Here is an 18498-nt window from a genome sequence, read left to right as displayed (position 1 = left end):
TTAGGCAGGGGTAACGATGAGGAATTCGTCGGAATCTTTGCTATCGATGATGGCGTGCGCGATCTCTTTGGTATCAGCGACATCCACGTCAACTTCATCGCCGATTTCGATGCCAAGTTCTTCCAATTCAGACCCGGAGACGTTGACTCGGCCTGAATTTCCAGTGTTACGACCGATCTGCTTCCGGGTCATTAGTGATACCAAGGATTGTTCAGCGCAACAATATAGTCTTTACTTAGACTGTCTCGCATCACAGGTTACGTCTCAGATGGATGCTTGGTGGATAGTCCGGTCACTTCATACGTGGTGACCCGACAGCCAAATTGGTCTGCTAAGAGCGATGAACTGATACGGATGGTCGGTTCAAAAACCGACAATGGAAGATATTCCGCAACCGTCGAATGATCCGTACTCAGTCGGCGATCACGTCCAGATTTATATTGCCTCTGACGATCTCGATAACCAGTACCATGGCGTTGTCTGTAAGATCGTCGAAATTTATGAGGATAATCTCGGGAAGGAAACCGGCCGAAATACGGACGCATACTCCTATACGCTGTGTAACGCAGAAACAGGCGAAGAACTTCCCCTCTCGTTTCGTCATCACGATTTAGTACCGGTTGAAAGTAGATAGTAGGTCCTACGGAAGAGCGCAGACACGGTTACAAAAGAGATGCACCGCCGAACCAGTGACAAGTAGCAGGCTGCACGCCACTGTGCCGGGAGTGGGTCACGGCCCCACCACGGGCCGTGACCCGTTCACTCTCTCTTTCCGGGGAACGCCGCCCCTATGGGCGGCAGTTTGTCGACGCGCTCCTATTGTCTTCAAAGGTAGCATATTCAGTTGCATTCTTTTGTGCTCGTAAATACCGAGACAGGTAGGTTTGACCGGGCGGATCGACGTACGTACTCGGGTACGTACGCAATCACGTACACGCGTCCTTAGGTACGTGTGTCAGCCATGGATGTCGGGCTGACTGGCGGACGGGCACGTCATCGGCCATATTAGAGAGAAATGGGCCAGAGTAAGCTTGTTGACGGGCCGATCTCGTGATATGTTATCCACGATCATGGACTCTTCGTCTCCACGTAGAAGTGGATCCAGACTTGAGTCGTCGTCATCGGGATCTGAGTTGCTAGCCTGTCAGAACACTCCGATTGCCCCACCCGTTAACCATACGAATTCCAGGATTCTGTCTGCGGCGCTACGAGTATTCGGATCTTCCCAGGATACCGGCGATAAACGCTGTTGATATACTTGTGTGTAGGTCGATGACCCGGATAGGAGAGGTAACACTACCCCGGAGGGACGGGGGGTGTCCGGAACTCTGACTGCTACTCCGCCAGGTGTTCTCGGTGACGTTCGATCGCGGCTTCCATTCCCTCAGGAATTTCGAACTCTTTGAGTTGTTCGATGAATTCGCGTCGCTCTGCAGGGGTGAGGTCGGGGATTCCGTGCGGTCGTTCGCTATCCATGTTGGTAGTGTTACGCGGTCAGTGTTACGCGTTCTCCCTCACGTTCGATGCGTCCTTGTCCGATCATGCGCAGGAGGATCGAGTGTAGTGTGATCTTGTTGATGGAGAGGTCATCAACGATATCGTCAGTCGTCGCTCTTCCATCAGTGTTCTCCAGATACAACAGTACCAGTGCCTCAGTCTTCGTCATCGTCCTGCAGTTCATCCTCAATCGTCTCCCGTTCCCGTCGCGCCCATTGACTCCCCGACTGACTGTGCGAGCCGCGGAATCCGATCTGCACCGAACAGTAACACTGTAAGAATCAACACCACTCCTACCTCCATTCCCCCGGGGATTCCCCCGATGAACCCTGGTTGCATACTCTCAGGTAGGGGATTACACCGATAAGAGAGGTAACACCGTTCCGCGCGGATACCAAATGAAAAACCGGCATACGTGGCGGTGAAAACGTGTACGGGTGGTAGCACACCCATCGTCCCGCCTGTACGTAGACACGTCCGTCATTGAGTGTCTGTGTTCGTAGTCGTGTACACCGCAGTGTACGGGCTCGTGTACGTACTTACGTCCGTTTTCGTGTACGGACGGGTGTGCGTCTGTTTGTCCGTCCAGACGTATGGACCGCCGTACCGCCGGCGGTCCGAATGAGCCCCGGCCCACCACGACCGGAATCCCGACTGTGAAACTCTTTGCAAGGACTGCTTTTGCAGTGATTCGGAGTGTTACGGGGGTGAAACACGGCCGTGAAGGCACTGTAAAGCAGTACTGAAGAAAGTGTGAAAAACGGAAAAACGACTTTCAGGCCCCGTAACACCTAAATCGCCGACCTTTGCAGAAGAACCGGCGCGGTCAGAGGGAGTGTAACGGGGTTAGTACACGTTCCCGGTCGGAACGCGGACCGGGTCGCGGAACCACGGAACGTTCACGTCCCACGCGTCACGGGCGTAGTGAGCGAACGTCTGCAACCGCGACTGCGCCGGGTGTTCTGCAGCCAACTCTCGGTCAGACTTCCGCGTCGGGTCTTTCATTTGGTTTTCGCGGACCCCATCCCAGTCCAACCCTGCGGGGGGATCGGTAGTGTCACCCGTGAGCGTCGCCTGCACTGCCCGTCCCAGTGACCGGTTCTTGGGAGCGAGGACACGCGAACTCTCCGACTGTGACGGTGCATCGAGGACTTGCTGTCCGCGCGCGTCCACGCCGACGACTTCGTCGTCCGCGGCGCGATCGATGACGTGACACCACAGCGCCTCCGTCGTCACCCACCGCCTGCCGTCCGGCGCGCGCCGGATGAGTCTATCGTCCTCCCAGTTACACTTAACCTTGTGTGAGATCGCGCATTCACCCCACTGCCACGCGATTCCAGGGGGAACGAGGTGCGCTGTCACCTCGCTCCAGTGCGCGGAGATGAGCGCAGCCTCTGACCGTGAGAGGTCACTGGCGCGGTTCGACTGCCATGTCTCGTTCAATGTTGTTGACAACTCAGTTCACCCGTTTAGACCGCCCGCAACCGGTCTTCTGACGGCTCGTAGACCTTGCCTTGCTTCTTCAACTTCAACAGTTCGTGGCCGAACTTGTCCTCGCCCAACCCTGCTTCAACAGCCTGCTCGCGGACTTCCGCGATCGGCGCGCCGGCATCATGCTCGTCTTCGACCGTCTCGATGATGTCCTTGAGGCCCATTATGCGGTCACGCTGCACGTCTGTATCGATGGACAGGCCATCACTCTCATTGGCACCACCGTCAGCGCGAGCGCGCCCACGCGCGCCCTCACCACCTTCTGACGCATCATCTATCGTCGCCTGTCCGTCGGCAGGTTCCTCACCTTCAGTCCATCCAACACCCTGCTGGATCGGAGTGATGGTTGTCCCAGCATCGAGCACCAGCTGCGTCGCGCCGTCGTACTCGTCAACCTTCACATTCTCAATGCGGACCGTCTCACCGGGTTCCATATGTTTGTACCCGCTCGGCTCCGCGTCCGGGCCCCCGTCGAACCTGACGACGTCACACCGACCGAGCGAATCAACGACTGAGCCCGCTGTGACCGGGCCGCCCGCTTCAGACACTTCAACAGGGGTATCTTCCCAGTCAACGACTTTGACCGTGACCGACGTGTAGTTGTGGTCTACCTGCCCGATCGCACCGAGCGGGGTCGGCCCATCACCGTCACTGTCGCTGTCATCGTTAACAGATTCACCGTCATCGTCCACGTCACCAACACCAACGAAGGACCCCCGCGCGAACCCAGCGATGTCCTCTACCGCGCGCCCCATGTCGATGCCCGTGCAGCGACTGATGGGTGGCGTGTTCTGCGACGTCGTCACGACCCATGTATCATCATCCTCCATGTCACGGAACCGCGTCTTGTAGTCCTGCGCGGACTGCAGCAAGTCCACGTTCAAGTCGTGGTCACGGGCGAACTTGCTGACCTTGTCGAACGCTCGGGTGATGTTCACCCGGAGTTCCTCGTTCGGCTCACCCTGGTGAACAACACGGTAATCCGTGTCTTCCTCCAGGTAGCCTGCTGCAGCGGCGCGCGACGCGAGCGAGAAGAACTCGTGCTCGTGCGGCTGCCGACCGTCACCTTCAATGTCAGCGACGTGCGCGAGCGCATCCTCAAGCGCGTCCTCACCGGGAAGGACCGACAGGTCTGCGCCCATCGCGTTGGCGAACGCGATCATCTGCTCGTGTCCGAACACGACAGTCTGCAGCGCCTGGATCTCCGTGTCACCGGGGTCTAAGTCCTCGTGCTTATCGAGGAACTCCGCCACGCGCTTGCGGGCATCGAACCACGCCTCGCGGAACTCGTCCTCGCCTATGTCTGCAACCCAACTGTAGTACGCAACAGCGTGCTTCTGTAGATCGTACAAGTCGTCACGGTCCGGGAACTGCAGAGTCCCGTCATCATCCTTCGTCACGTCACCAACGAGGGACTTGAACGCCCGCTGCATCTCGGCGTCTTCGGTCGGCGTGTCCGTGACTGTGACGTTGACAGTTCGCCGACGTTCGGCGTTCGACCGGATTTCCGACTCCCCAGACACGACAACGGGCGAGCGGAGGTGCCAGTCGTCAGTCCCCATCGAATGGTTCCCCTTCGGAACGACGCCACCCGTCGCGGCCTTCTTGTAGTATCCGTGGAACCGGTCGATGGCGTAGTCTGCGCTCTTCTCCGGGCGGTATTCGTCGAACCACACTGGCACCCCACGTGAGGCGGCGAATCCGGTGAGAACTGCGTGTTTCGTCGAATCAACCGACTGTGGTTCTGTTCCCATCCCCCACATTTGATTGAGGGTTGCCAACGTCGCCGTCTTTCCGGCACCGCTGCGACCGACGACTGCGAGCGGGTTGAACGTCGCGCTGACGTCGAAGATTCGCTGGCGGTGTGGGGCGGCGTAGAACCACCCAAGGATCGGTGTGAGGCGATTCTGGAGCCGGGACTGGGCGATGAGCTCGATCATCTCCGCGACAGCGTCCGTGTCGATGTCGTCGTGTTCACCCGGGTCCGCTTCGAACGATCGTACGGTCGCGTTCGACTTGCTCCCGCGCTCGATGTGTACCGCGTCCGGGTCGTCAGTCCACCCTCCCGGGGTGATTGACCCGGCGGGCGTTACGAACTCGGTTCCGTCGTCGTTGAGGCCCATCTCGTACTGCGCTGACCGTGTTGGGACGTCCTGCTCGGCAATCCAGTGCCGAATGGAGTCCAGCACCTCGCTGTGCGACCGGTCGTCCTCAATCGTCGTTGAGTACACGCGCGACAGGATCTCGTCTTTGAACCGGCGGACGTCGTTGAACACCTTCGGGGGAACGTCCAACTCGAACTCCGGTTCGGACTCAGCTGGCGGGTTAATCTTCACGATGCTCGAACGACCCTGCTGATCAGGCAGGTCAAGGATCGAGTCCACGTCGAACTCGAACGACAACACTGGCTTCGTGAACGTCCACCCGAACGTCGTACACGTCACACGCATCAACTGGCCGTCCTCATTGACAAGGTCGCCGTAGTCGTATTCCGTTGCGAGTTCACGGTGACCGTCCACGCGTTCACGGCTACGACCGACACGCTTGACAATTTCCTCAACGCGGTCCTCGTACGTCTCCTCGTCTAAGTCCGCGATCGCATCGGTCAGCGCGTTCACTTCCTCTTCGGTCGGCGTTTCGTCCTCCTCGGGATCACGGGTAGCGACCGGGAGGAAACGATCAGTGAAGTCGTCCACGCACTGCTCTGCCAACCGCGCGTCCTTGTCGGGCATCTCCCAGCCGTTCCGGTCCGCTACGTGGAGGAGCGTCCCGATCGTGACGTGCGAATCGTTCTCGGCGTCAGATTCGAACCCGGATTTGATGATGTTGAACGCGTTCTGCTCAGCCTCCCGATCCCACTTTTCACCGGTCTGCGACCAATCTTCGAACGTCTCCAACGCGACGTCGAACCCGTCGTCCTCCAGGTTGTCGTCCACGCGCCGGAAGTACTCCGCAACAGCGAACCCAATATTCCGCCACTCCGGGTACCCGACGTCTGAATTTATGTGACTGAGCGCTCCCTGAACGTCTGCAGGCTGCAGCCACTCGTCACCAGGCGTGTACTCGCCGTCCGACGGACCTTCGGGACCGGTCCGCGGGTTCTCGCCCGTAATCGTCTCGTGTAAGTCTGCGAGGGCGGTCCGCAGCCACTGGTCGTCGCCGTCGGACACGTCAACGACCGGGAGGTCACCGTCGCACGCCCCTGTCACCGTACAGAACTTGTTATCCAACACGTCAACGCCTTCATGGTCTTCGTCTTCGAACGACTTGTCTGTCCACCACTCCGGCACGTCGAACCCGATCGTTGGGAGGTGCACCCCGGTCTTGGATGGACTGAGTTCCTTGTAGTACTCCGCAATCTCCTTGTCGAACGATCCCGGAACCCACCATTCCCAGCGGAAGTTCTCCGCGAAGAACTCGCCGTCAGTCCGCCGGCAGCCGTCAAGATCGATAACTGACACCGGGGTGTCCGTGGTCACGAACCCGACTCCCCAGCTGGGATTCGACTCCGCTGCTTCAATGGCTTCCTCGAACGTGTGCCACGCATCCGGGTCGTTGTAGGAGATACTGAAGTCTCCCTTCCAGTGCGGGCGGCGTGGCGTGTCGTTCGATGAGTCCCACAGTAACCAGTGGTCGTGGTCTTTCAGGATCTGTGGGATGTTCTCCGCGTGCACGTTAACAACACCGTCGTCACCGGTGTCCTGTTGGTCGTCGTCTACCAACTGTCTTCACCCCCGTTCCGGCTCGGTTCGTCGTCGCCGTCGTCGTTGACCCGGTCGATGAACAGGACTGACTCTCGCGGGACCTTCTTGTCGATCCCGGTCGTCGTGAACCGGTAAACGATGACCCACCCGTTGCGGGTCTCGTGGTCTGCTGCGTGGATAGTGTCGTCGTTAACAAGGTGGATAACGACGGGCTTTGCGTCGTCTCGTACGTCCGATGTAGGACGATTTTTAAGCTTTCGTTGCGTATGTTGCATTGGTACTCGCGGACTGCATCGATTGATTTGGAGAGTCGATCCGACTCGCATCCGCACATCATCGTCAGGTGAACCCGCGGTACCAGGGCGGGAGGGTGGTTCCCTCCCGCCCGTCCTTTCATCCGATTACTGGTTAGGTAATCGTCCAGGCCGCGTGTCCACTGCGTCTACCCAATAGTAACAACCCCGGGAGTATAAGTGCTTGGGGTGCAAGTATATAAATAGAAATGATGGCCCAGCACCCATCGCTGCTTGACACCGACCGCGAACTCCTCACCCTCCTCAACAAGGAGAGTCGCCAAACACCGAGCATGCTCTTCGACCAAGCACAGTCCACAGACTCGAAACAATACGTCCAAGATCGCCTCAAACACCTCCGCGACAACGGACTCGCACAACGACCCGGGCGCGGAATCTACGAACTCACCGAGTGTGGCAAACGCGCAGCTGCGAACCTCGATCTGTACAACGATGATCGAGATGCGTTCTGGAACCATGTTCGCTGAGTCTGATTGAGACTGCACCGATTGCTGGCACAGAATTACAGCCTGCTGTTCCCCTTAAAGCCCCGAAGAGTTGGACGCCTCTTCGACAGAAGCGAGGATTACACCTCCACTGGTAGTTTACACCAATTTACACCGGTTTTACATCGCGGTGTAAAACGATAACTGGTGGTAGAGGCTTTGAGAAGGAGAGATCGGCTTCGGTTTTACGCATTTTACAGATTTTACAGTATCTCTCAAGGTGATGTGTCCGCTGTCTCGACTGCCCCTGTCCCTGTTAGTGTTCACAACCCCTAGAGAGATTCCGTAAACTGCGTCAATTGCGTAAAACCGGGGTTGGCCCCGTCGCAGTGTTGCGGTTTTCGGTTTACACCCACGATGTCAACTGCTGTAAAACCCGTGTTAGGTGGGAATCGATGGTGAGGGCGCGGCGGGTGCCGCGCTCAATTGTGTTCCCCTCGACGTTGCGTCTGGATCGATGGTCGTGTCCTTCTTGCTGTCGCGTGCGTACGCGCCAGCGAGGTGTTTCGAGTTGTTCGGGGATTAGTGTCTCTTTGACTGGGATAGTGTTACGCGGCGTGTGAGCGGTTGTTGTGGGGTGAGCACTGGCGGCGTGTGAGCGTTGACAGGTTCGTGTCGATCGTGACTGTCGTCGTCGTCCCTGCACCCCGGGCGGGTTGCGTGACACTGATCGTGACCGCGGGTTCGCGTGACACTCTTCGAAGCCCAGCGGCGCATGAGCGTCAAACGTCGGAAACAACTTCTCCCGCGAAAATCAGAGTCGGTTCCGGAGCTGCTGGAACGTCAGCACCCTATCAATCCCTGGTGCATCGAACGCATCGAGTTCGTCGTTGAACTCACCAATCTTCACCCTCCCGCTCTCAATCCCTCTGATAGTCTCCCGATCGAGGTTCACGGGAATCGTCTCGCCAGCAGTCAACGCCCTGAGCATATTCGCAGCCACTTCGTGATTCCGAACGACCCACACAGACTCCCCATCAGCATCCGCCAGAACGCGGTAATCGTGTCGCAGGCTCGAATAGTCGTTAATCCCGCTGCTCACGTCGTCAGGCACCCCCGGGTCAGCGCTGACGCGCCCTCCTTCCACCTCGATTGTAGCGATGCGTTTCGGGTCAGTGTCAACTACTACTAAGTCAGTTCTACTCCCGCCCTCGCGCGGTGAGACTTCCACTCGTCTGACGTCGTCGCGCGCTAAGTAGTACTGCCTGGTGAGCTCAACACCGACTCTGTGCGGGGTGTCATCACCGGGATCGCCGATGTCGAACCCGTGCTCCTTCGTCATCCGGCACGCTCTCTGTCCTTCCGATGTGACGGTGTAATAGCGTCTTCGCGCAACTCCTGTATGGAGTTTCAGATAACCCAGATCTTGGAGTTTGTCGTCGTCAATGTCGTACAGTGTTTTGATTGTGGATGACATCGACTCTGTGAGGTTGTACCCTTCTAAGTTACTGTTCATCGCTTTCACGACAGCCTTCAGGAAAACGGCTTCATCGCTCGTGATTCCGTATTTCTCTAAGTGCCGATTGGTGAACCCGCCGGTATCAACTCGGGTGAGCGGGGCAGGCGCGTTGTTACTGGATTGTCGTCTCGGGTCGTGCGGGTCGCGTGGATCTGGAGGGTGCTCGCGCATATGTTATTTTCTGGTTCTGGTATAATGTCTCCTTGCCGTGGGGTTCTTCGTGTGGTTTTCAGCGGGGGTTACACGGATCCTGACCGCGGGTTGCATTACACTTCGAAGCCTAGCGGCGCATGAGTGCCGTCGTAGTGACACCGGAACGTCTCAGACTCTTGGGAGGTAAATCCTCCACCCCCTCTACATCAACACACATATCCGGGCGTGAGAGGCGATATTGAACCCTGACAAATGTCGTTCCACGCGCTTAGGTTTCTTTATAGCCCCTCTTGCCGTCTTAGATACCGCGCGGTGTTTTTAACCCTCAACTATCTGAGATGGGGGTTCTGCGTGGGTTTCTGCGGCGGTTATTTTCGTTCCGCGGGTGGTTCTGCAACCCGGGATTCCGTTTCGCGTGGGGTTCTGCAGCGGTGTTTCACCTTCTGTCGGGGTATTCTGCGAGTGGTTTCAGAACCCTTCGACAGAATACCCCGCGAAAGCTTATACCTAGCGACGCAGAACCTCTACGTACAGAATCATGGCACAGATGGATATCGCAGAGTTCAGTACTGACGACGACGGTGACACTGCGGGTGAGGCGTTCGTCGCTGTCGTGACTGCGGAGACGGTGTCCGCGGTGGCAGACCCGCTACGGCAGGTCCTCGCAGTCACTAACGTCCTCGCAGATTCTGGGCTCGGGGCGGCGGAGCGGGATAAGTTCGTCCGGGGTGTTGCCGATGCTGAGGAGATGGGTGTTAATACCGCTGTTGGGGACGGGGGAACAGGTCGTGTCGGGTTTGGCCGGTCACCTGGTGATGTGGGTATTGACGGTGCGATCAACTACGCTGTGGCTCGTGGCATCCCTCACTTCTTCGTTGACAGCTTCGTGTCGTTCGGTCGGACTCATGGGGTGATTGCCGATCGTATCCGTGAACTGGTCGAAGGTGATGTTGAGGTGCACGTCGTCTCACAAGGATTCGACATCAACCGCGAGAATTGCGAGCATGTACTTGGGGTGTTGGATGGGCTCGATGCTGCCGGGTTGGAGTTGCAGCGGCGGGCGGACGTCCGGGACGTCCAGCGGTGGTTGCCTGAGACCGCGCAAGCTGGACGGCCGCCACTCGGGTATGAGAAGGTCGATGGTGAACTGGTTCCGGGTCCAAACATCGAGGACGTCCGCGCGGTGATCTCGATGCGACTCAATGAGGACATCAACAAGCGGGAGGCTGCTGACCGGTTAGGAGTGTCTCCACGGACGATTGGGCGGGCGGTCGATAACTGCGAGCGGTACGGGCTCGAAGGAGAGGATACTGAGGAGTGACGTGGGCGGGTTTGGGGTGCCTGCCTCTCACCCGCGGTGTTCTCAGATTTGCTCTAACGCGCTTCTACGTTGTTCCGCCGGCACCTGATCATATTTCATCGTCGTCACCGGGGTTTGGTGTCTCAACTGATCCTTAGCGGCCTTCAAGTCCCGCTCTGCTGCGACATACGTCCCAGTGCTGTGTCTCACGCTATACCACGTCATTTTCCGTCCGCCCGTGTCGATGTCCGCTTTGTCGCATAACCGTCTGAGTAGTCGGGCGAGTGACCGGCTCGAATACTGGGTGCCTTCCCTCGTTAACCACAGTGCCTCTCGTTCGTCGTACATCGGGTCCTCTGCGCGGTCTTCCAACCAGTGCTCCAACGCTTCCGCCGTTCTACTCGTTAAGCTTGTTCGCCAGTTATCCGTGTTCTTGCTCGAATCTTCACGCGGGATACGGAGTAGCATGTTATCGGTATCGACCCACCCAGCCTTGGCGCGTGCGACTTCTACGGGTCTGAGCGCGGCGTCAAGGCTCGTCAGTACGATCGTGGCTTCACGCCAACTCTCCGTTGCGAGCGCGGCTTCCCTGACCCGTCTGCGTTCACGCCGGGTCAGATAGTCGCGGGGAGAGTCGTCGCCTGATGAGCTGAATCGTTGGTCGTGTTCCCACTCGCACCCCGGGTGATTGTCCGCGAGATACCGGTAGTACCGGGCGAGAGCCTCCTCAGTTTTGCCTTTCGTGGCGTTGCTCACGTCGCGGTAAATGACGTCTTCTTCGATGTACTCAGTTGCGAGCGCAGGCTCGGGCGGGACCGAGTAACGTTCTGTTTTCGACCACGTCCATCGGTCGAACCTTGCGGTTCGGTAAGCGCTTTCGTACGCGGTGTAATCGCTGTAGCCTTCGGCTTTCTCGGGGTTCTTCCCCTCGTTCCTCATCCACTGGATGAACTTCCAGCGGTACTCACGGTAGTCTGCGTGTTGCTGTTCGTTCAGGTGTTTTTCGTTCGGTTCGGGAACGATTTGAATCGAGCGTGAGGGCTCGATTTGAATGGCACAGCGTTCGTTATGATTGGGTGTCATGCTTGTGTGCACAAGCAAAACCACGGGACTGCATGAGGATGGTAGTGCGCGGGACCGGATTTGAACCGGCGGACCCCTACGGGACAGCGTCCTAAGCGCTGCACCTTTGGCCTAGCTTGGTTACCCGCGCTCATTTTCCAGTACTTTCACCACAAATAAGAACGCTTCGCTCTCGGCCAGTATTTATTACCACCGACGCACTACCTCTGGGCGTGTATCGAGCAAGTGACGAACGAGATAACGCCGACTGGCTTGCCCAACTTGAAGTCGCAGCCGACCGTCTTGACCTCGGTACTGCTGCTCGCTCTCGTGCGCGTGACGTATTCCTCTCAACGGTTCCTGAAGAAGAGCGCTCCAAACAGACCAAACTCGCAGCGTCGATTTATGTCGGGGCACTCGTTGCTGGTGACGGAACCTCCCAGCAGGCCGTGGCTGATGCTGTCGGCGTCTCGCGACTCTCTGTGCAAAAACACTGGAAAGAACAACTCGAAGCGACGGGACTCGAAGCTCCAGATTGGTAGTCAGTCTGTGCCTGCACTCATCTGGCCATCACGGTCAGGTGTCAGGTTCCCGTGTTCGTCAATAACTCCACGAAGGATTCGTGTCGATGTGATTTTCTCGCCATCGTCTGCATAAACGAAGTCGACGACCTCTAGTGTGAGTGGGTCTAGTCCGTTCTGTCGCCGGATTTCGTTGATACGCTTCCCGCCAGTTTTTGTCTCCGGTGAGACAACAAGTACGTCGAATTCCGGGTCGGTCGCAATCCCAGTCGGCTCTCCTAACTTCTTGATATCATACTCGTGGTCATACTCAGTTGCAACCTCCTGCAACTCTGTCTCAAGCGTCTCACGTCGACTGTGATAATCGCGAACTGGCCGGTCCTCGCTTCTGGTTTTCGGAGCTAGGATATCACTTGTCAATCCGAGTGTTACAGGACCGAGTTCGAACGCACGGTCGAACAACGCTCGATGCCCATCATGAACCGGGTCGAACGTTCCACCCAGGGCGACTTTCATGTCTATCTTCAGAGGGCCGGGACGTTTAGCTTCTGCGAACCAGACTCACCCGGCTGGCGGTTCACTCCTCGTTGTCTTTCTCACTGTCATCAATATCCTTTCGTGTGGAGTCGTCGTCTGTGTTTGCTTCGTCGTGGTTGGCTCCGTCAGATTCTTCGGTGACAGTGATTGTTACCGGTTCGCTTGTGTTGTCGGACTCTGAACTGTGGTCCATATACTTGTCGAGGTTGAACACCGAGTTCAAGTGGTGCTGGATATCATCGACTACATCGCCAACAAGGTCGCTCGGGGGCATCGCGCTGTACTCGTAGGGGTTGTTCCCTGCCCCAGCGTTTTGGCGCTTGCTCCGAGTCACAATATCATCGTCATGGAGCGATGCAAGCGCTTCTCTGACAGTACTGGGATAGAGTCCGGTCCGTTCCGCGATTTCATCGCTCGTCTGGTCGGGCTCGTTACGGAGGCTGATATAGATGCGTGCACGCGTTTCCGTTTCAAGCATCCAGGCCAGAAGGTCAATCAGGCCCTCATCAAACTGTTCGATGGCTTTGTCTGCGCCTTCGCCTAAACGTTCCCGTACGTCTGGCCCAATTACCTCGTCGTCTTCACTTGTCTGTGTCTGTTCTCTGTCGTTTTCCTTTTCGTTATCATCTAAATCATGCTCGTCTCCTTCTCCGTTTTCTGTATCATCGGTAGACATACGTTGTTTCTAGAAGGACACAAGCGATTGCCCAATTTAAACCCTTGGCTGGTTTTCACTCGTACTCCGTGAGTGAGTGCTGGCCAGAACGCCGGTTTGGGTCGGGTGAGGAGTCACTGTCTGTCTTTTCTTCCCATTCCCCTAGTTGTGACTGTGTCTCCTCAGTAAACGAGAGGTTCGCAACTCTGACTCCAAGCTTTCGAACGCGTTCTCCCTCGAACTCCTCAAACAGGTCCTTTGCGACGCGTTCGACGAGTTCCGCGTCAGCGACCGGACCTGGAAGGCTTTGAGCGCGAGTCTGTACGTTGAACGGAGGGGTAACGACCTTGACGCTAATTGTCTGGTAGAGCACGTCACGTCCACTCGCTCGTCCGGCGACGGCCGTTGCCAGTGTCTGTATCCGCTCCTGTTGTTTGTTAATATCAGCAGTTGCCTGTGCGAAGGCAGATTCCCGAGAGAAGCTCTTTGGTTTTCCCCGGGGTTCGACCGAGCGGTCGTCTTCTCCCCGGGAAAAACGGTAGATTCGCCGGCCACGTTCCCCAAACCACGATTCCAGAGTTACTGGGTCTGCCTGTGCTACGTCCCCCGCAGTCTCGATTCCTTCTTGCCGTAACTGCTCGGCCGTCACGGGTCCGATACCGTGGACCGCTTCGACATCAAGTGGTGCAAAAAACTCAGCAACGTTCCCAGGACGGACGATGACAAGTCCATCTGGCTTGTCGTGGTCGCTTGCCACCTTTGAGGCACTCATCGTTGGAGCAACGCCGATGCTAGCTGTCACCCCAACAGCAGTCGCTATCTCGTCTTTAAGCGCGCGACAAAACTCTTCAACCTCTTCCCACCCGGTTCTGTCGGTGATATCGAGGTAAGCTTCGTCGATACTCACTTCCCGAACAACAGCTGCTTTTGTCTCGAGAATCTCTTTGACTTCGGTTGCAACCGACTCATAAAACGGCATATCAACTGGTCGGTAGAACCCTGCCTCTGAGACTGACAGCTCTGCATCTTTTGCTGCCTCTCGTTTTCGTGGGAGCTGTTTCAGTGCCTCAGAAATAGCCTGAGCGCTTTCGACACCGTACTCACGGGCCTCGTAGCTAGCCGTCGCGACTGCGCCAATATCGTTTCCCGGTTCATACCCCATCCCGACAACAACAGGTTGACCACGGAGCGCAGGCTCTCGTAACCGTTCACACGCTGCATAAAAGCAGTCCATGTCGACATGACAGATGAGGTCTTCGCCGCCCTCCGTCCCCGGAAGGCGAGACAGACGGCCCATGCCCAGTATTCGTAACCAGCCCTTCTAAATTTCCCTGTTCCCCATGAGGGTGCCACGAGGGTGCTGGCCAGCGTTATCGTAGCGCGTTGCCTGAACTTCGGTACCAATACCCAGTTCCCAGCGACGGTGGTTCCCGTCGGAAGCTCCGCGTACCGGAGCCTCATATACATGTTAACGTTTGTCATACTTAATTATTTCGGTCTTTAAATACTAACGTGCTTGGTGAAGTAAACATAACACAATACTATTCGGTGATATCGATGTCGTGTGTCAGATAGTGCTCTTGTCGGGATTCGTGATGCCCTCGAATGATGTGGAGATTATTGCCTAGAAGGTATCAACACTCACCAGACCTGCTGAATTGTTAGACGTAGCTTGCTTTCGTAATTTCAGCGACTGCCTGTTGTTGTAAACGGTACACAGTAGGATAATTTCGCGGAATTTACCGTATGTGACATCCCCCTCACGGCAAACGGCGAGGCTTCCCGTACCGCAGGTTGTGATATTTGCTGGTCTACGACACCATCTATTCGCTCGTTGTGAACGCCCCGATCTCGCGGTCAAGCAGGTGTACCGATGGCTGTGCCACTCTCTTGGCTGAAATTTTGCTGGGTTTTATTAGTAACCGTTATCGGCAGCGAAGCTAGCGAGATCGACTGCGTTGTGGGGGTGGGACTGCGATTGGTGCCAGTCGGTTTCCATTTCTCTAGTTGACGTATTCGAAAAGAGTGATACACCTCTTGGCGACACAAACCACACTCTGACGGGAAACTTACATTCGTTGGTTGATGATGTCAGAAACCCGCTGTCGGTCGAATAACTGATTTTCCGTGGGAATATCTCCAATAGAGCCAGGCCACTCGCCAAACTCGTCGGGGTACAGCTGCATCGCGGCCGCCTCTACGGAAAAGAGGTCGCTAATGGGCCCCATATTTGCTCCAGCTGTTCGGACGAAGTTCTCGTTTTGTACCGCAGTCAACGCACTCATCGTTTCGTCGTTTTTCGCTGCTTCGAGGGTTTGCTGAAAGGACTCATGATCTGATGTCGTCAGATTACCGACGAGGCCGATATATTCTGGATCGACTTCAAGGAGTTTCTCAGGACCGATTTTCTTGTACCGGACGTAGGTATCCCCCTTGAACGCACTATTAACGCCAAGTTTACGCAATGTTCTTGTATCGTTTCGGAATGCATCGATCTCTGCCGCCATCAGGTTTTTTCCTTCAGTATCGAAGCGGATGATGAAAGCACCGACAGTCGGTTTGTCGTCCGGAAGACGCGACTGTACCTCCGAAAATACCTCGTCTTTGAGAGTTACCCATGCGTCGTACTGCTCTTGTCGCTGGAAGATTTTAGCTCCCTTCTCGAAGGCTTCGTACAGTGTGTAGTATGAGTCACTCCCCATCGGGAAACGGATTGTCGATCCCAATATCGGCCCGACACTGCGATTTATCTCTTTAATTTCCTTGTCTTCCCATCCCGAGTAATACCTGATAAGCCGGGGGTCCATCAAGTGTACATCAGCATCAACATCGTAGAAAACTTCCTTGTCGAACTCTGAGTCGGCGGAGTCCATCAGTGTCCGTACAGAGTCCAGGTCAACAGTAACGTCAGGAAGCTGTTTGTAGTATTTCAATTGGTTTTCCTCAAGAGACATCATCGCCGATGGCTTGATGCCAAATGCCATCGCGATATCCATCCAAACCCCAATAAAACTCGCATAAGTTTCGGGGACCGACTCGAATGTATGTGTTCCGGCTGGTTTGACTGTTACCTCGTACGGTGTTGGGTCGTCGCTTTTTGCCGTTGGCTGCTCGTCTGATGGTGTTGTCGTAGGAGTCTCATCCGACGATGAGGTATTGCTGTCGCTGATACAGCCGGCAATTAACCCACTACCTACGATGCTACAGCCAGTTTTCAGTATATCTCTGCGACGCTTACAGCCTTCCAAGACGAAGTTCTCTTCATCTGCCATGTTTTTTAGGTCAGCCTAAAAACGCTTATATGTTTTGCTTTCTCTTCATTTGCCATATTTTTAGGATAGCCTAAAATGCGTTCATGTGTTTTGGTTTTTCTCTCCAATAGACTGGAGATATATCTTATTACCGTCAAGATAGAGGGGTACGTTATATCTCCCTGTAATCTGGATCGTTCGACCGGCCAGATGACGCTGAAGAACAATTCCAACAACGATATACGGACGGCCTTGACGAGTGAGGTGACGGCCCGGACCGACGATATGGTCGTCGAGGAAGTCGACGAGACTTCTATCGAAACCTTCCAAACCGATCTCGCCACGGCTTCGATTCGAAATCCCAACGCCGTGGAAATTGGAATAGCGATGGCTGTGTTTTTCAGAACGAAAATATCGAGCTACTAGCCTTTCAGACTGTGTTAGTATTACAAACACAGACACAGCCGACGACTGGCCCAAATCAGTTCCCTTCGCATGGAACCAGCTTCTTTGAACGCTCTTTTCAAAACCAGTAGATTTTTTCTTTTCAACAGGGAAAAGTATAGTAATGAAGCAGATTCGGTCCTGAGGTGGTTCTTTGCAGAAAGTCTGCAAATGCGTCCGTCGTACTGATTCATCCAGTAACTACCACTAGCAGCTATGACAGACAACGCACCACAGGACAATAGTCGAATCGTACCAAGCACACTCTCTGATGACGAGCTGGCCGCTCTGGAAAAACACACAATCGATCTGGGGGGGACAAATCCGACAGCGGAGTTTGAGCAGGCCTCCGCTATCTCCAGTCTGTTTGCCGACGCGCAGGTCATTGCACTCGGTGAGGCAACACATGGAACACGAGAGTTCTTCCAACTCAAACACCGCTTCCTGCGACATCTGGTCTGTAACCATGACGTTCGTGTGTTTGCGATGGAGGCAAACGCGCCGGAAACGCTTGCAATAAACGAGTACGTCGTCCACGGCAGGGGCGACCCCAAAGATGCACTGAACGGCATCTACTTCTGGACCTGGAACGTCGACTCTGTTCTCACGATGGTTAACTGGCTCCGAGAATTCAATCAGGGGAGGCCGCTTGCTGACAGAGTCCGATTCTATGGGTTCGACGCTCAGTACACGACTGGAGCAGTCGCCCATCTTGAATCCTACTTCGATACTGTCGAGGCATCGCTTCCCGAGGACACTTACAGTGCTCTCGCAACGCTCGATGACGATGGTACGAACCCGGATAAGGACGAACAGACTGAGAGGAGAATCTCGGTCACAAACCGTCTCATTCCGGAGCTACGGAACCATCTTGATACCCACCGAGCCGACTACATCGAAAAAGAAGGAGAACGAGCCTTCGAGTTGGCCCGCCACCAGTTGACGATTCTCAAGCAAGCCGCCGAGTACAGGCGTGCACGAAAACAGTACGATGGGAATCCAGAAGACGGATTGACTGCCGAGCAGACGACCGCAATGGAAGAGTTACTTCGCGTCCGAGACCAGGCGATGGCGGACAACGTCGACTGGCTCCTTGAGTTCGAGGACGCAGATAAGATCGTACTCTGGGCCCACGATGCACACATCAACCGCCAGAAACACGTTGTCCGGGGGACTGATGCAGAAGGAGTTCCGATGGGGAAGATACTCGCGGACCGCTATGGCGACGAATACGTCTCGGTTGGATTTTCGTTTGGCCGTGGCTCGTTCCAGGCAATCAGCCAGGCCAACGAACGTGACGACGAATCAACCTACGAACTCAGGGGACAGACAGTTCAGTCTCCCGTTTCTGGGACGGTTGATGCCGCTCTCAATCAGCTTGACATCGACACAACATTGGTCGATATCGAGAGTGCACAAGACGATAACCGTCTCGAATCATATCTCAACGAGCCACAGCCCCACTTCTCGGTCGGCGCGATGTATAACTCGGGGTCTCCTGGAGAGTATCTCACTGAGTACGTCTATACTGAGGCGTTCGATGCTGTCTGTTTCGTGGATGAGACCACCCGTGCACGCCCAGTTGACGGTGATGTTCCAGAGTAGGGCGATCTGATCACAGTGTG

At 55.8% G+C, this 18498-nt stretch carries 19 protein-coding genes and 1 tRNA gene; 6 read left to right on the top strand and 14 right to left on the bottom strand.

Annotated features, from left to right (window positions below; all coding sequences use genetic code 11):
* A complete protein-coding gene (locus tag N5098_RS08105; RefSeq protein ID WP_267637263.1) occupies positions 1-192 on the bottom strand; it encodes a hypothetical protein in 192 nt (63 codons plus the stop codon).
* Positions 193-376: 184 nt separating this feature from the next.
* Between N5098_RS08105 and N5098_RS08100 the strand changes: the two genes are divergently transcribed.
* A complete protein-coding gene (locus tag N5098_RS08100; RefSeq protein ID WP_267637262.1) occupies positions 377-634 on the top strand; it encodes a DUF8139 family protein in 258 nt (85 codons plus the stop codon).
* Positions 635-1335: 701 nt separating this feature from the next.
* Here the strand turns inward: N5098_RS08100 and N5098_RS08095 are convergent.
* The 6 genes from N5098_RS08095 to N5098_RS08070 all read right to left on the bottom strand — a co-directional run bounded on the left by N5098_RS08095 (position 1336) and on the right by N5098_RS08070 (position 6967).
* On the bottom strand, positions 1336-1476 hold the full coding sequence (locus N5098_RS08095) for a hypothetical protein (RefSeq protein WP_166035432.1): 141 nt from the start codon (positions 1474-1476) through the stop codon (positions 1336-1338).
* A gap of 10 nt (positions 1477-1486) precedes the next feature.
* Positions 1487-1666: a hypothetical protein gene (locus N5098_RS08090; RefSeq protein ID WP_267637261.1), complete on the bottom strand. Its 180-nt coding sequence runs from the start codon at positions 1664-1666 to the stop codon at positions 1487-1489.
* Between the two features lie 17 nt (positions 1667-1683).
* On the bottom strand, positions 1684-1836 hold the full coding sequence (locus tag N5098_RS08085; protein WP_267637260.1) for a twin-arginine translocase TatA/TatE family subunit: 153 nt from the start codon (positions 1834-1836) through the stop codon (positions 1684-1686).
* 507 nt (positions 1837-2343) lie between these two features.
* Complete coding sequence (locus N5098_RS08080) at positions 2344-2952, bottom strand: hypothetical protein (protein ID WP_267637258.1); 609 nt, start codon at positions 2950-2952, stop codon at positions 2344-2346.
* Between the two features lie 14 nt (positions 2953-2966).
* Positions 2967-6710 carry a PriCT-2 domain-containing protein gene (locus N5098_RS08075; RefSeq protein WP_267637257.1) on the bottom strand — a complete coding sequence of 1248 codons (3744 nt, stop codon included), beginning with the start codon at positions 6708-6710 and terminating at the stop codon, positions 2967-2969.
* Complete coding sequence (locus N5098_RS08070) at positions 6704-6967, bottom strand: hypothetical protein (protein WP_267637256.1); 264 nt, start codon at positions 6965-6967, stop codon at positions 6704-6706. Before N5098_RS08070 ends, N5098_RS08075 begins: the two co-directional genes overlap by 7 nt.
* A 230-nt stretch (positions 6968-7197) precedes the next feature.
* Here N5098_RS08070 and N5098_RS08065 point away from each other — a divergent pair, with 230 nt between their 5' ends.
* A complete protein-coding gene (locus N5098_RS08065; protein ID WP_267637255.1) occupies positions 7198-7473 on the top strand; it encodes a hypothetical protein in 276 nt (91 codons plus the stop codon).
* 772 nt (positions 7474-8245) lie between these two features.
* Here N5098_RS08065 and N5098_RS08060 read toward each other — a convergent pair.
* Positions 8246-9121, bottom strand: a complete 876-nt coding sequence (locus tag N5098_RS08060; RefSeq protein ID WP_267637254.1) for a hypothetical protein — start codon at positions 9119-9121, stop codon at positions 8246-8248.
* Between the two features lie 529 nt (positions 9122-9650).
* Here N5098_RS08060 and N5098_RS08055 point away from each other — a divergent pair.
* Positions 9651-10424: a helix-turn-helix domain-containing protein gene (locus N5098_RS08055; RefSeq protein WP_267637253.1), complete on the top strand. Its 774-nt coding sequence runs from the start codon at positions 9651-9653 to the stop codon at positions 10422-10424.
* A 42-nt stretch (positions 10425-10466) separates the two neighbouring features.
* On the opposite strand, the gene N5098_RS08050 is transcribed toward N5098_RS08055, so the two are convergent.
* Together N5098_RS08050 and N5098_RS08045 are read right to left on the bottom strand one after the other, a co-directional pair.
* Complete coding sequence (locus N5098_RS08050; RefSeq protein ID WP_267637252.1) at positions 10467-11486, bottom strand: tyrosine-type recombinase/integrase; 1020 nt, start codon at positions 11484-11486, stop codon at positions 10467-10469.
* A gap of 45 nt (positions 11487-11531) precedes the next feature.
* Positions 11532-11616 (bottom strand) — tRNA-Leu (locus N5098_RS08045).
* 82 nt (positions 11617-11698) lie between these two features.
* Here N5098_RS08045 and N5098_RS08040 point away from each other — a divergent pair.
* Entirely contained in the window at positions 11699-12007 is a 309-nt protein-coding gene (locus N5098_RS08040) for a transcription initiation factor IIB family protein (RefSeq protein ID WP_267637251.1), read from the top strand.
* Here N5098_RS08040 and N5098_RS08035 read toward each other — a convergent pair whose 3' ends face one another.
* The 4 genes from N5098_RS08035 to N5098_RS08020 all read right to left on the bottom strand — a co-directional run bounded on the left by N5098_RS08035 (position 12008) and on the right by N5098_RS08020 (position 16450).
* Entirely contained in the window at positions 12008-12502 is a 495-nt protein-coding gene (locus N5098_RS08035) for a phosphopantetheine adenylyltransferase (RefSeq protein WP_267637250.1), read from the bottom strand.
* Positions 12503-12563: 61 nt separating this feature from the next.
* Complete coding sequence (locus N5098_RS08030) at positions 12564-13199, bottom strand: winged helix-turn-helix domain-containing protein (protein ID WP_267637249.1); 636 nt, start codon at positions 13197-13199, stop codon at positions 12564-12566.
* 55 nt (positions 13200-13254) lie between these two features.
* On the bottom strand, positions 13255-14475 hold the full coding sequence (dinB, locus tag N5098_RS08025) for a DNA polymerase IV (RefSeq protein WP_267637248.1): 1221 nt from the start codon (positions 14473-14475) through the stop codon (positions 13255-13257).
* 772 nt (positions 14476-15247) lie between these two features.
* Positions 15248-16450 carry an ABC transporter substrate-binding protein gene (locus N5098_RS08020; RefSeq protein WP_267637247.1) on the bottom strand — a complete coding sequence of 401 codons (1203 nt, stop codon included), beginning with the start codon at positions 16448-16450 and terminating at the stop codon, positions 15248-15250.
* A gap of 189 nt (positions 16451-16639) precedes the next feature.
* Between N5098_RS08020 and N5098_RS08015 the strand changes: the two genes are divergently transcribed.
* Both N5098_RS08015 and N5098_RS08010 read left to right on the top strand, forming a co-directional pair.
* Entirely contained in the window at positions 16640-16855 is a 216-nt protein-coding gene (locus N5098_RS08015; RefSeq protein WP_267637246.1) for a hypothetical protein, read from the top strand.
* A 234-nt stretch (positions 16856-17089) separates the two neighbouring features.
* Positions 17090-18478, top strand: coding sequence for an erythromycin esterase family protein (locus N5098_RS08010; protein ID WP_267637245.1), 1389 nt, complete (start codon positions 17090-17092; stop codon positions 18476-18478).
* Positions 18479-18498: the final 20 nt, after the last annotated feature.

The sequence above is a fragment of the Halovenus rubra genome (genome assembly GCF_026586665.1).
GTDB lineage: Archaea > Halobacteriota > Halobacteria > Halobacteriales > Haloarculaceae > Halovenus > Halovenus rubra.
This window is presented reverse-complemented; position numbering and strand designations above follow the sequence as displayed.

Bases quoted from the DNA above. Each gene is read 5' to 3' on its own strand.
- N5098_RS08090 (WP_267637261.1), bottom strand. From the start codon at position 1,666: ATGACGAAGACTGAGGCACTGGTACTGTTGTATCTGGAGAACACTGAT.
- dinB (WP_267637248.1), bottom strand. From the start codon at position 14,475: ATGGGCCGTCTGTCTCGCCTTCCGGGGACGGAGGGCGGCGAAGACCTC.
- N5098_RS08055 (WP_267637253.1), top strand. From the start codon at position 9,651: ATGGATATCGCAGAGTTCAGTACTGACGACGACGGTGACACTGCGGGT.
- N5098_RS08015 (WP_267637246.1), top strand. From the start codon at position 16,640: ATGACGCTGAAGAACAATTCCAACAACGATATACGGACGGCCTTGACG.
- N5098_RS08020 (WP_267637247.1), bottom strand. From the start codon at position 16,450: ATGGCAGATGAAGAGAACTTCGTCTTGGAAGGCTGTAAGCGTCGCAGA.
- N5098_RS08010 (WP_267637245.1), top strand. From the start codon at position 17,090: ATGACAGACAACGCACCACAGGACAATAGTCGAATCGTACCAAGCACA.
- N5098_RS08070 (WP_267637256.1), bottom strand. From the start codon at position 6,967: ATGCAACATACGCAACGAAAGCTTAAAAATCGTCCTACATCGGACGTA.
- N5098_RS08105 (WP_267637263.1), bottom strand. From the start codon at position 192: ATGACCCGGAAGCAGATCGGTCGTAACACTGGAAATTCAGGCCGAGTC.
- N5098_RS08035 (WP_267637250.1), bottom strand. From the start codon at position 12,502: ATGAAAGTCGCCCTGGGTGGAACGTTCGACCCGGTTCATGATGGGCAT.
- N5098_RS08050 (WP_267637252.1), bottom strand. From the start codon at position 11,486: ATGACACCCAATCATAACGAACGCTGTGCCATTCAAATCGAGCCCTCA.
- N5098_RS08060 (WP_267637254.1), bottom strand. From the start codon at position 9,121: ATGCGCGAGCACCCTCCAGATCCACGCGACCCGCACGACCCGAGACGA.
- N5098_RS08095 (WP_166035432.1), bottom strand. From the start codon at position 1,476: ATGGATAGCGAACGACCGCACGGAATCCCCGACCTCACCCCTGCAGAG.
- N5098_RS08100 (WP_267637262.1), top strand. From the start codon at position 377: ATGGAAGATATTCCGCAACCGTCGAATGATCCGTACTCAGTCGGCGAT.
- N5098_RS08085 (WP_267637260.1), bottom strand. From the start codon at position 1,836: ATGCAACCAGGGTTCATCGGGGGAATCCCCGGGGGAATGGAGGTAGGA.
- N5098_RS08030 (WP_267637249.1), bottom strand. From the start codon at position 13,199: ATGTCTACCGATGATACAGAAAACGGAGAAGGAGACGAGCATGATTTA.
- N5098_RS08065 (WP_267637255.1), top strand. From the start codon at position 7,198: ATGGCCCAGCACCCATCGCTGCTTGACACCGACCGCGAACTCCTCACC.